We start from the raw sequence: 12,150 nt of genomic DNA on the forward strand, positions 1-12,150 counted from the left end.
GACCGTCGGGGGACGGAGTGGTCCCCCACTTCGGGGACCACGCGCCGACCGGACAGCGGCCGGATGACGGGGTCGTCACGTGCCGGCCGGTGCGCCGCGTGGCGGAGGCGGGGCGTGCCTCCCGGGCGGGAACCGTCAGGAGGGAGCGTGCACGCGCTGCTGCGCGGCGAGGAGGCCGAGCTCCGCGATCGCCTCGACGGCGTCGGCGCCGTCGGCGAGCAGGTTCGGCAGCGCCTTCTTCTCGGTCGGCGAGAAGTCGCGCAGGACGAAGTCGGCGGGGTCCTGGCGGCCCGGCGGACGACCGATGCCGATGCGCACCCGGCTGAACTCGTTCGTGCCGGTCGCCTTGATGATGTCCCGCAGGCCGTTGTGGCCGCCGTGCCCGCCGTTGCCCTTGAGGCGCACGGTGTCGAACGGCAGGTCGAGTTCGTCGTGCACGACGACGAGGTCGGCCGGGGTGACGCTGTAGAACCCGAGGACGCTCGAGACGGGGCCGCCCGAGGTGTTCATGAACGAGCCGGGCTTGGCGAGGACGAGCTTCGGGCCGCCCGGCACGAGACGCCCCTCGGCGACCTGGTTCGGCGTCTTGTGCTTCTTGAACGTCGCACCCATGCGAGCCGCGAGTTCGTCGAGGACCATCTGGCCGACGTTGTGACGGTTGCCCGCGTAGTCGGGCCCGGGGTTCCCGAGCCCGACCACGACGAGGGTCGTTCCTGTCATCAGCGTCGGCCAGACGTTCCGCGGAGTGCCATCTCTCCGGAGGGTCCTACTCGGAGTCGGCGTCGACCGGGGCGGAGCCGCCCTCGGCACCGGCCTCGGCGCCCGCCTCGGCAGCGGCCTCGTCGGCGGCGTCGTCGTCAGCGGTGCCACGCGGGGTGACGATCTGGACGACGAGCGCCTCGGCGTCGGTCTCGAGCTCGGCGCCCGACGGGAGCTCGAGCTGCGAGGCGAGGACCTGCGTGCCGTCCTCGAGGCCCTCGACGTCCACGGTCACGTGCTCCGGGATGTCGGTCGCCTCGACGAGCAGCGAGACCGAGGAGAGGTCCTGCACGTGGATGGTGCCGGAGAAGGACTCACCGGTGACGACGACGGGGACGTCGACGGTGACCTTCTCGCCACGACGCACGACGACGAGGTCGATGTGCTCGATGATCTGGCGCACCGGGTCACGCTGGACGTCCTTGACGAGGGCGAGCTGCGCCGAGCCCTCGATGTCGAGGTCGACGACGGCGTTCGCCGTACGGACGAGCAGCATCGTCTCGTGGCCCGGCAGGCTGATGTGCTGCGGCTCGGTGCCGTGGCCGTAGACGACCGCGGGGATCTTGTCGGCGGCACGGAGCTTGCGCGCTGCGCCCTTGCCGAACTTGGTGCGGTTCTCCGCTGCGAGCTTGGTGTAGTCGGCCATGGTGGCGCCTCCTGGTGTCGTGGTCGACGCCGGGGTGCCGGCATCGGGGGGGGTCTGTGGTGTTGCAACTCGAACGCGTGCACGCGTGAGGAACGCTCCCAGGGCTGGGCCGGGTCTCCCTACCGCGTCGATCACGGCCGCGCATGCGCGGCCCTCGCCGAAGTCGGTTCACGAGTCTAGCAGGGGCTGCCGGGCGTGTCGTCCGGATGCTGCGCCGCGGACGGATCGTCCGGCGCCGCACACGGATCTCCCGGCACCACGGACGGACGGGAGGCGCGTGGCGGCGCCGCCACGCGCCTCCCGCCCGGCACCCCCTGCGGCCGCGGGCAGGTCCCCCCAGGACCACCTGCCCGCGACCGCGGCTCAGTCGACGCCCTCCGGCGCCGGCGGCGCGAGCCGCTCGATCGTCGCCGCGACGCGCTCCGCCACCGCGACCTGGTCCGGTCGGACGGCGTCGAGGACCGCGGCGTCGGACGCGGTGACGTGCAGGAGACGAGACCACTGCGCGTCGTACAGCGCCCATCGGTAGCCGGAGGACTCCTGGCAGGCAACGTCGTGCTCGGCGAAGGCGGTCTCGGCGTCCGACACCGGCAGTGCGGGGCCCCTGGTACCGAACGCCTGGCGCATCGCTCCGGTGGGCATACCGGAGGGCTCCTCGGGCAGCGCGCCCGGTGCCACGGGCGCCAGGCAGGTCCGCCACCGCCCTGCTGCGGCGACGACCGCGGGCTCTCGGCGTGCCGCGTCGGCCGCGAGGAAGGTGAGGCGCTTCGCGGTCGTCGAGGCACCCTGGGCCGCTCCGTCGTCGTCGGTGCCGAGCGTCCGGCGGGACGCCCGGAAGCAGCGGTCGACGGCGTCGCGGTCGGCTCGGTCGAACGCGGCGTTCCACTCCGGGTCCTCGCTCCGCTGCCGCCAGCCGTCGCGGTTCGCGCCCCGCGCGGACGGCCGCTGGTACCCCCGCTCCGCGGCTGCCTCCGCACGCAGCGGGCGCGACCACGCCAGCGCCGGAGCGTCGTTGCCGCGGACCGGCGTCTCGTCGCTGATCGAGTCCGCCTGCAGGCCCACGAGGGTCGCCCACGGCACCGGGGAGTCGATGCCGAGGTCGCGCAGGCACGGTTCGTCGAGCAACGCCTCCGCGTAGCCGACCTCGGACCACCCCGGCTGCGCGTACCCGTCGAGCGGCATCGACCACGTGTCGAGGTCCCGTTCGACGGTGGGGCGGACGGCGTGGTCGGCGGGCTCCGGCAGGCTGTGCAGGACCGCTCCCCCGAGACCGGCGACGACGAGGACGAGGGTGCCGGTCCTCGCGGCACGCTGGGTGATGCGCATGGTTCCCCCTAGGCGCGGACGAGGCCGCGTTCGTGTGCGGTGATGACGACCTGGATCCGGTTCCGGAGTCCGAGCTTCGTCAGCACCGCGCGGACGTGGGTCTTCACGGTGGCCTCGCTGAGGAACACCGACGACGCGATCTCCTGGTTGCTCAGGCCCTTCGCGACGAGCAGGAACACCTCGCGCTCCCGCGCGGTCAGGACGTCGAGCACCTCGTCCGCACGCGGGGTCTCGACGAGGGTGCCGTCGGCGCGGAGCAGGTCGAGTGCCTCGGTCTCGGTCGGTGCCGAGCGCCCTTCGTGCACGTCGCGGATCGTGGTGAGCACGACCTCGGGCAGCGCGTCCTTCGTCAGGAAGGCCGCGGCCCCGGCGCGGAGGGCCGCGAGCACGGCCTCGTCCCGCCGGATGGTGGTGAGCACGACGACCTTCGGGCGGTCGCCTCCGCGTGCGGCCAGTCGTGCCGTCGTCTCGATGCCGTTCAGCACCGGCATCCGGAGGTCCAGGAGCAGGACGTCCGGCTCCGCCTCCGTACAGAGGGCCAGTGCAGCGGTGCCGTCCGCCGCGGTGCCGACGCAGGTCATGTCGTCCTGGGCGTCGACGAGCATCCGCATCCCGGAGGCGAACAGGGGCTGGTCGTCGACGACGGCGACGCGGACCTCGCTCACCGGGTGCCCTCGGCGGGCAGCCACCCCGTGACGACGAACTCGTCCGGCTCGTCGCCCACGCCCGCGCGGAGCCAGCCGCCCGCGAGACGGGCGCGTTCCCGCATGCCGTTCACGCCGGAGCCGACGCCGTCGAGCCGGACGAGCGGCGCGTCGCCGCGCGAGGTCACGACGATCCCGAGACCGGCTCCGCGCCAGTCGAGCACCACCCGCGCTGACGCGGTCCGGCCCTGGTGCTTGAGCACGTTCGTGAGGCTCTCCTGCACGATGCGGTGCACGGCACCGCCGACGGCGGTCCCGAGCGACACCGGGTCGCCGTGCTGCTCGAAGGACGCCTGCATCCCGAGTTCGCGCATGTCCTCGACCAGGTCGGGGACGTCCGCCAGCCCGTGCACGGCGCCCGGCCCGGAGCCCTGGATCCGTTCGACGAGCGACCGCACGTCACCGAGGGCGTTCCTGCTCACGTCGGCGATGTCGCGCAGGGCGGTCGCCGTCGGACCGTCCGGACCCGCGACGGCCGCGGCGCCCTGGGCCTGCGACACGACCACCGCGAGCGAGTGCGCGAGCGAGTCGTGCACGTCGCGGGCGATGCGCGCTCGGTCCTGCTCCGCACGGAGTTCGGCCGTGGTGACCTCGGTCTCCCGCTCGGCCTCGACGACGCGGACGCGGGCGAGGCCGATCCGCCACGCGGCACCGACCGCGACGCCGACCGCCCACGCGATCCCGCTCGCGCCGGCGAGCGCCAGGGTCAGCAGGACGAGGTCGTTCCGTGTGCCCGAGCGCGAGGCCGTCCAGTTCCCCCACACGTCGGGGTCGGCCACGGTCGGCACCGCCATTGCCCACGCCGCGGCGGCGCTGGCGAGCCCGAGGACGGGCACCGCGAGCCACCGCAGCAGCCCCGACCGGCCGGCACCGACGAGACCGACGACGATCGCGACGGCCAGGTAGGTCGGCCACGTCGTGGCCTGCGGTCCGGGCAGCAGGTGCAGCGCCTGGAGCAGCGGCACGACCACGACGAGCCCGAGCGCCGTGGCGGGCATCCAGTTCGCCAGACCGATCGCGACCGCGAAGGCGCTGACGACGAGCACGTGGCCGGTCAGGTCGCTGCGGCCGGCCTCCGCGACGATCCACAGCACCAGGTACACGGCGCCGGCGGCGGGAGCCAGGAGGTGCCGTGCCCGGCGGCGCAGGAAGGAGGTCATGTCGGCGAGCGTAGGGCGGGCGTCCCCACCGCAGCGACCGGACGACGACGCTTTCATCCGAGGGGATGAGGACCGGCCCTGCGTCAGCGCCCGACGTCGCGACGGTGCCGCTGCGCGGCCCGCAGCAGCTCCCGGGCACGGTCGCTCGCCGCCTCCGCCTCGTCGCGGGCCCGCTCGGCACGTCCGACCGCGGCCGTCGCCTCGGCGAGCTGCCGTTCGAGGTCCGAGCGGTGGTCCTCCGCCACCTCGAGGTCGGACTCCGCGGCGTCGAGCGCGGCGTCGGCGTCGCGGGACTCGCTCCGGGCCACCGACTCGGCCTCGCGGGCGGCGCGGCGTTCCGCCGCCGGATCGGCCGCCGGCGTCGGCTGTTCCTCCGACTCCGGTTCCGCTCGCGGTCCGGGGTCCGGCCGGGAGGCGCGGCTCGCCTCCCGCGTCCGCCTCGCGCTGGTGATCGGGATGGGTTCGGCGTCGGTGCCGGACCACGCATCGGGGACGGCGTCCGGGTCGGCGAGCGCGCCGTCGAGGTCGACCGCCTCGAACCCGGCGCTCTCGAGGGGTCGGACGAGCAGTCCCGAGCGGACCGCGGCACCGGCGTGCGGATCCGTCATCGCGGCCTCGATCGTGGCGCGGACCTGGTCGAGCACCGCCGACGTCGCCGGGTGCCCGGCGTGCGAGGCCAGGTCGGCGCCGGCCTGCGCGAGTGCCGTCACGACCGCGCCGCGCTGCTGCCGGAGCTGCCGGATCGCCGCGGGGTCCGCGTCGGCCTGTGCCTGCCGGATCGCCGGGCCCAGGTCCACGGCCTCGTCGAGGGCACCCTCGTGCGCGAGCAGTTCGACCACCCAGGCGGCGGGCGCGGGCTTCCGCAGACCACCGATCCTGGTGGCCAGCGCCCGGTCGTCCTTCCGCACGGCACGCTGTCGCGCGGTGCGCTCACGCACGAAGTCCGCGGGCGCGACGAGGAGCAGTTCCCTCGCCACCTCCGCGAACTCCACGCACCCAGCATGCCCGGCGCTGCGGGAGCCGCTACCAGTCGTGGACGGTCCCGTCGGCCAGGCGGTTGAACGGCAGGTACGCCTGCTCGTAGGGGTACTTCCCGGCCTCGTCGACGTCGAGCGTCACGCCGAGACCCGGCTCGTCGCCCGGGTGCAGGAAGCCGTCGGTGAACGTGAACGTCTGCCGGAACACCTGGTTCGTCCGGGGGCCGTGCTGCATGTACTCCTGGATGCCGAAGTTGTGGATCGCCAGGCCGAGGTGCATCTGCGCCGCGAGTCCGACCGGCGAGATGTCCGTCGGTCCGTGGAACCCGGACTTGATCTGGTACATCGCCGCGTAGTCCATCGTCTTGCGCAGCGGCGAGATCCCGCCCATGTGCGTGACGGCACCGCGGACGTAATCGATGAGCTGGTCGCGGATGATGTCCTTGAAGTCCCAGATCGTGTTGAAGACCTCGCCGATCGCGAGCGGCGTCGTGGTGTGCTGGCGGACGAGCTTGAGCGCCTCCTGGTTCTCGGCGGGGGTGCAGTCCTCGAGCCAGAACAGGTCGTACGGCTCCAGGCTCTTGCCGAGCTTGGCGGCCTGCAGCGGGGTCATCCGGTGGTGTCCGTCGTGCAGGAGCGGCAGCTCGGGGCCGAACTCGTTGCGGACGGCCTCGAACACCGTCGGCACGTGCCGCAGGTAGGCGCGGGTGTCCCAGTCCTCCATCGCGGGGAACGCCCCGCGCTGCGCCGGCTCGAAGTCGTAGCGGACGCCCGCGTTCCCCGCGGTCGTCCTGTTCGAGGCGATGCCGTAGATGCTCTCGAGCCCGGGGACGCCGGTCTGGACCCGGATGGACCGGTAGCCCTCCTCCTGGTGCTCGCGGATCGAGTCGAACAGCTCGGGCAGCTCCTTGCCGGAGGCGTGCCCGTACGCCATGAGTCCGGTCCGGGAGGCGCCGCCGAGCAGCTGGTAGAGGGGCATGCCGGCGACCTTGGCCTTGATGTCCCAGAGCGCCATGTCGACCGCGGCGATCGCGGCCATCGTGACCGGACCGCGTCGCCAGTACGACGAGCGGTAGAGGAACTGCCAGGCGTCCTCGATGCGCGAGGCGTCCCGACCGGCGAGCAGCGGCACGACGTGCTCGGTCAGGTAGGCGGCGACGGCGAGCTCCCGGCCGTTCAGCGTGGCGTCGCCGAGCCCGGTGACGCCGTCGACGGTCGTGATCCGCAGCGTGACGAAGTTCCGGTCCGGGCTGGTGACGACGACCTCGGCCCGGTCGATCAGCTGGCCGCGGTCGGTCGAGGCCCACGTGTCCGGCCGTCCCGACCCCGCATCGCTCGCCGGTCCCCCGTCGCCCGCGCCGGGGAGAGGTGCGGCCGGGTTCGTGGTGCTCGCGTGGCTGGCGTCGGTCATGCGGGGACTCCTTCGTCGGCGGGACCGCGGAGCGTGCCGCGGCGGTGCGGGTGCGGTCACGGCGAGCGCGACGTGCACGTCGAGTCTGCCCCGGGGGCGCCGGGATCGCCACGGGATGGAGCGCCGAGCACTCGACACACTGCGAAACTCGAAATGTCATATGTGGAATCGTGGTCACCGGGAGCCGCTCGGAGTTACAGATGGACGGCCCTGTACCCCCGACCGAGGAGCGTCATGCCCCGTCAACCTGTCCCCCTCCGCTCCGCGGCAGCGGTCGTCGCGCTCGCCGTCGGGCTCGTCCCGGTCGCGCCCGCCGCCGCTGCGACCGCCACGCCTGCCGCGAGCGCCACGCCTGCCGCGACCGTCGGACTCGCCCTCGACGTCGCCGCGGACGGTCGTGGCCCGTTCACCCCGGACGACGGACCGGCTCGTGACTCCGGTCCCGCGAACGGCGTCGTCCGCACGGAGGACTCCGTCACCTACCGGGCGACCGTCAACGCGGACGGTGGCACCGCCCACGACGAACGCTTCGTGCTGGACGCCCCCGAGGGCACCAGCTGGGACGGGGTCCCGCTGCCCTGCCGCGGTCCCGGTTCGGCGGTCACGGGCCGACGACTCACCTGCGTCCTCGGCGACGTCGCCGGTGGGCACGCCGTGGCCGTCCCCGTCGTGCTCCACGTCTCCGGCGACCTGCGGAACGGCGACCGCATCGCCGTGACCGGCACCGCCACGGCGGACGACGCCGACACGACCGCACCCGTCACCTCGGCGACCACGACGGTGTCCGCTGCTCCACGGTACGACCTCAGCAAGCAGGTGGTCGGCTCCGTCCTGACGACCGACGCCCCGGGGCCGGACGGCACCCCCGGCATCCAGCTCGTCTACCCGATGACCGTGGACTGGCAGTCGCCCGTCCCCGGGCAGGGCGTGCTCGGCTTCGAGCGGAGCACCGGCGACATGACCTTCACCGACGACGTGCCCCGCCTGCTCGGCGACCGCCCGTCCGGCGCGGTGCTGTGGAACGGCGGTCGCCCCGCGTGCGGTCGGAACGGCGAGGACGGTGTGCAGTTCGGCGGTCTGCCGGGTGGTCGCGGCGGCGGGGACCGCGCGGTCGTCGACTCGGGCACGATCACCTGCACGCAGTCCGGCCCGGGTGCAGACGTCGGCGTCACGATCACCGGTGCCGTCACCGACCCGTCGCGGATCCCCACCCGGAGCGTCACCGGCGGGCCGATCAGCGGCGGCGTGGAGCCCTACGTCGTCAGCGGCTGGATCAGCCTCTGGATGCCCACCCCGACGGTGACGACCTCGGTCGAGTCCGTGAACACCTACACGGCGCTGCAGACGACCTCGGTCGGCGGGGCGCCGAACTTCGGCGGCGGCACGGAGCCGACCGCGGACAACCACGCGTCGCGGAACCTGGTCGAACTCGGTCCGGGAACCGCTGGCAAGCGACTCTGGCGGCTCGGGGACGACGGCACCACGACCACCGCGGGCTCCGCGAGGGAGGGCGATGCGTGGGCGACCGGCGGCACCCTGCTCCGGAGCGACGTCGCGATGACGAACACCGGACTCGCGGCGTACCGGGACGCCGCACTCTGCGACACGTTCGACCGCCGCACCCAGCGCCTCACGGCCGTCGGGAAGCGCGCTCCCGCGTGGACCACCGGGTTCGACCACGCCCGGGTGCAGTACGCCGCCTTCGACATGGCGTCCCCGGCGCAGGGCCAGGTGCAGACGTGTGACGACGCGGACGGCCCCTGGTACGACGACCCGGACGACGTCCCCGGCGGGATCGCCGCGGTCGGCGCCGTCCGGGTGACCGGTGACCTGCTCGGTGGCGGCAGCGGCGGGCTGTACTCGACCGTCACGACCCGTCGCGCCGCCGACGGCACCCGTGCGTACGACTTCGGGCACGCCCACTTCGGCGACCAGCGTCCCGGGTGGGTGCACGACCAGCAGGACCCCGTGCTCGGTGCCGGTGGGCTGGCCGACAGCGTCGTGCTCACCGAGGACCTGGCGCGCGTCGGCAAGGTCGTCGTCGACCCCGGGCACGACGCCGACGACACCCCGGACCGGACGGACGCGGTCGTCCCGGGCAACACCGTCGACTTCGCGCTCCGACCGACCCTGACGAACGGGTTCGCCGACGGGGAGCCGACCGACGTCACGGTCCGCGACGTCCTCCCGCCGCACACCTCGTACGTCGACGGCAGCGCGTCCGAGGAGCCCGTGGTCGACACGGTGGGGTCCGCCGACGGGCAGCGGCAGCAGCGGCTGACCTGGACGCTGCACGACGTCCACCCGAACTCGCGGATCACCCCGATCACGTACACGGCCGAGGTCGACGGGTCGGCGCCGGCCGGGTCGATCACGAACACCGCCACCGTGGCGGCGCCCACCGACCGGTCCGACGAACGCTGGCGCACCGCCCAGCGCGGGCTGCGGGTCGTGACGACCGGCGGGGTCGGGGTGGAGAAGACCACGCCGACACCGGTGGTCGTGGCCGGGGACCACCTCGAGTGGGACCTCCGCGCCACCGACACCGACGACACGACGATCAGCGGTCTCGACCTGATCGACGTGCTGCCGCACCGTGACGACCGTCGCGGGTCGTCGTTCCACGGCAGTGTCGGGCTGGCGACCCCGGTCTCGACGGACCCGGAGGGCGACGAGACCGTGCGCTACACCGACGCGGCGCCGTCCACCGTGTCGCTCGACGGCGCCGACGCGAGCAACCAGCCCGGCGGGAACACCCGCTGGTGCACCGGGTCGGACCTGGGTTCGGCGGGCTGTCCGGAGTCCCTCGCGGCGGTCACGGCGGTCCGCATCGAGCGTGCGGCCCCGCTGGCGAGCGGTGCGACCGTGTCACACCGCGTCGAGCTCGCGACGAGCGGCGCGCGCGACGGTGACACCTACGTCAACCGGTTCGGGCTCCGGACGTCGGACCTGGCGCTGCCGGTGCAGTCGAACCCGTCGACCGTCCGCGTCGTCGCGGGTGCGATCGGCGACCACGTCTGGGACGACCGGAACGACGACGGCCTGCAGGACGATGATGAGCCGGGCGCCGGCGGTGTCCCCGTCACGCTGACCGGGACCGACGACCGCGGTGCGACGGTCGAGCGCTCGGTCACGACGGACGCCGACGGCGACTACGGCTTCGACGGGTTGCGCCCCGGGCGGTACCGCGTCCGCTTCACAGCCCCGGACGGAGCGCAATTCACCGGGGAGCACGTCGGCGACGACCCGGCGATCGACTCCGACGCCGACCAGGACGGGACGACACCGGTCGTCACGCTGGACCGCCGCTCGGGCGCGGACGGCGCCCTCCAGGGTGTGACGCGTGACGAGACCGTCGACGCGGGTCTCGTCGAGGACGACACGGCGACGGACCCCGGGCCCGGTCCGGGTGACGGCAACGGGGACGGAGTCGGCGACGGTTCCGGCGACGGCAACGGGTCCGGGTCCGGACCGGGCGGCGGGAGCAGCGGTCACGGCGACGGAGGGCGTCCGGTGGGTCACGGGTCGCGCGGCCCGGCCGCGAGCGCCGGGCGCCTGGCGTGGACCGGGACCAGCATCACCGCGGCGAGCGCCCTGGCGCTGGCGCTGCTCGCGACCGGCTGCACCGCGCTCGCCACCCGGCGACGGCGGCGGCTCGCGACGGACGCGCCGGGCAGCGACGCTCCGGGTACGGACGACGAGGGATCGCTGCCGACCGCCCGGACGTGATCGCCGGACGGGACCGGTCCGCCGTCGGGCGACCGGTCCCGTCGACGTCTGCGTCTCCTGCCCGCCGCGACGCGGCACGACCGCACGGTAGCGTCGTGGTCGTGCACGAGGACCGCGCGGACCCGCTCCCCGTCGACCGTGGGGACCGCGATCGCCGCGCCGGACGCCTGGTCGTCGAGGCTTACAGCGACCGAGCCGACGAGTACGCGCAGGTGCTCGGCTCGATGCACGCCGTGCACCCGGCGGACCGGTCACTCGTCGAGTCGTGGGCGGACGGGGTCACCGGCACCGTCCTGGACGCCGGGTGCGGCCCGGGGCACTGGACGGCGCACCTCGCCGGACGGAGGCACCCGGTCGTCGGTCTCGACAGCGTGCCGCGCTTCGTCGAGCTCGCCCGCGCGGCGGCACCGGACGTCGACTTCCGGGTGGGCTCCTTCGAGACCACCGGGCTGCCGGGCGACTCGATCGGCGGGGTGCTGTCCTGGTACTCGCTCGTGCACCACGCCCCCGACCGTGTCCCGGGAGCGCTGGCCGAGTTCCGCCGGGTCCTCGTGCCCGGAGGCGGCTTGCTCGTCGGCTTCTTCGCGGGCGAGGCGCTCGAGCCGTTCGACCACGCCGTGACGACCGCCCACCGCTGGCCGGTGGCGCAGATGGCCGACGTCCTCGAGCGCGCCGGGTTCACGGTCGTCGACGTGCAGCAGCGGACCGACCCTGGCATGCGTCCGCACGCGGCCGTGTCCGCCGTCAGCCGGTGATCAGGGCTGCCATCCGGGCGTGACGAGTCCGGTCTCGTAGGCGAAGACCACGAGCTGCGAACGGTCGCGCGCCCCGAGCTTGATCATCGCGCGCGAGACGTGGGTCTTCGTGGTCATCGGGCTGACGAACAGGCGCTCGGCGATCTCTGTGTTCGTCAGCCCCAGCGCGACGAGCTGCATGACCTGGCGCTCCCGTTCGGTGAGGGCGTCGAGCGCCGGCGCCAACGAGGACGGCTTCGCGTGGGTGGCGTACGCGGCGACGAGGGAACGGGTGGCGCCGGGTGAGAGCAGCGACTCCCCCGCGTGCACGGTGCGGACGGCCCGGAGCAGCTCGGCCGGCTCGGTGTCCTTCACGAGGAACCCCGCTGCGCCGCCGCGGATCGCCTCGAAGACGTAGGAGTCCTCCTCGAACGTGGTGAGGATCACGACGTGCACGGCGTCGAGGTCGGGGTCCGCGGAGATCCGCTGCGTCGCGGCGAGCCCGTCGGTGCCCGGCATCCGGATGTCCATGAGGACGACGTCGGGACGTTCCCGTCGGACGGCCTCGACGGCGGCGTCCCCGTCGCCCGCCTCACCGACGACCGTCATGCCCGGCTCGGCCTCGACGAGCGCCCGGAGCCCCGCCCGGACGAGCACCTGGTCGTCGACCAGCACGACCCGGATCGGGTTGTCCACCGAGCTCG

General features: G+C 74.0%; 10 protein-coding genes. 2 read left to right on the forward strand and 8 right to left on the reverse strand.

All coding sequences use genetic code 11. The features are described from left to right. Window positions 1–135: 135 nt before the first annotated feature. The 7 genes from pth to manD form a co-directional block, all read right to left on the reverse strand. Entirely contained in the window at window positions 136–720 is a 585-nt protein-coding gene (pth, locus tag H7A69_RS01700; protein WP_182045463.1) for an aminoacyl-tRNA hydrolase, read from the reverse strand. A gap of 46 nt (window positions 721–766) precedes the next feature. Then, complete coding sequence (locus H7A69_RS01705; RefSeq protein ID WP_182045464.1) at window positions 767–1,405, reverse strand: 50S ribosomal protein L25/general stress protein Ctc; 639 nt, start codon at window positions 1,403–1,405, stop codon at window positions 767–769. A 363-nt stretch (window positions 1,406–1,768) separates the two neighbouring features. Continuing rightward, entirely contained in the window at window positions 1,769–2,731 is a 963-nt protein-coding gene (locus tag H7A69_RS01710; protein ID WP_182045465.1) for a hypothetical protein, read from the reverse strand. Window positions 2,732–2,739: 8 nt separating this feature from the next. Then, window positions 2,740–3,396 (reverse strand): response regulator transcription factor, encoded by a 657-nt coding sequence (locus tag H7A69_RS01715; RefSeq protein ID WP_182045466.1) that lies wholly within the window; start codon window positions 3,394–3,396, stop codon window positions 2,740–2,742. Next, complete coding sequence (locus H7A69_RS01720) at window positions 3,393–4,595, reverse strand: sensor histidine kinase (protein WP_182045467.1); 1,203 nt, start codon at window positions 4,593–4,595, stop codon at window positions 3,393–3,395. The genes H7A69_RS01715 and H7A69_RS01720 overlap by 4 nt, the downstream gene beginning before the upstream one ends. 83 nt (window positions 4,596–4,678) lie before the next feature. Next, window positions 4,679–5,587 (reverse strand): hypothetical protein, encoded by a 909-nt coding sequence (locus H7A69_RS01725; protein ID WP_182045468.1) that lies wholly within the window; start codon window positions 5,585–5,587, stop codon window positions 4,679–4,681. A gap of 31 nt (window positions 5,588–5,618) precedes the next feature. Next, window positions 5,619–6,983: a D-mannonate dehydratase ManD gene (gene manD, locus H7A69_RS01730; RefSeq protein ID WP_259346025.1), complete on the reverse strand. Its 1,365-nt coding sequence runs from the start codon at window positions 6,981–6,983 to the stop codon at window positions 5,619–5,621. A gap of 234 nt (window positions 6,984–7,217) precedes the next feature. Here manD and H7A69_RS01735 point away from each other — a divergent pair, with 234 nt between their 5' ends. Next, window positions 7,218–10,712 carry an SdrD B-like domain-containing protein gene (locus tag H7A69_RS01735; protein WP_182045469.1) on the forward strand — a complete coding sequence of 1,165 codons (3,495 nt, stop codon included), beginning with the start codon at window positions 7,218–7,220 and terminating at the stop codon, window positions 10,710–10,712. 101 nt (window positions 10,713–10,813) lie between these two features. Continuing rightward, window positions 10,814–11,467: a class I SAM-dependent methyltransferase gene (locus H7A69_RS01740; protein WP_259346026.1), complete on the forward strand. Its 654-nt coding sequence runs from the start codon at window positions 10,814–10,816 to the stop codon at window positions 11,465–11,467. Here H7A69_RS01740 and H7A69_RS01745 read toward each other — a convergent pair whose 3' ends face one another. Further along, the gene (locus H7A69_RS01745; protein WP_182045470.1) at window positions 11,468–12,142 is read right to left on the reverse strand and encodes a response regulator transcription factor; all 675 of its coding nucleotides are present in this window, start codon (window positions 12,140–12,142) and stop codon (window positions 11,468–11,470) included. Window positions 12,143–12,150 lie beyond the last annotated feature (8 nt).

The sequence above is a fragment of the Curtobacterium sp. ME26 genome (genome assembly GCF_903970945.1).
In the GTDB taxonomy this organism is placed as follows: Bacteria; Actinomycetota; Actinomycetes; order Actinomycetales; family Microbacteriaceae; genus Curtobacterium; species Curtobacterium citri.

Bases quoted from the DNA above. Each gene is read 5' to 3' on its own strand.
- manD (WP_259346025.1), bottom strand. From the start codon at position 6,983: ATGACCGACGCCAGCCACGCGAGCACCACGAACCCGGCCGCACCTCTC.
- H7A69_RS01705 (WP_182045464.1), bottom strand. From the start codon at position 1,405: ATGGCCGACTACACCAAGCTCGCAGCGGAGAACCGCACCAAGTTCGGC.
- pth (WP_182045463.1), bottom strand. From the start codon at position 720: ATGACAGGAACGACCCTCGTCGTGGTCGGGCTCGGGAACCCCGGGCCC.
- H7A69_RS01710 (WP_182045465.1), bottom strand. From the start codon at position 2,731: ATGCGCATCACCCAGCGTGCCGCGAGGACCGGCACCCTCGTCCTCGTC.
- H7A69_RS01720 (WP_182045467.1), bottom strand. From the start codon at position 4,595: ATGACCTCCTTCCTGCGCCGCCGGGCACGGCACCTCCTGGCTCCCGCC.
- H7A69_RS01735 (WP_182045469.1), top strand. From the start codon at position 7,218: ATGCCCCGTCAACCTGTCCCCCTCCGCTCCGCGGCAGCGGTCGTCGCG.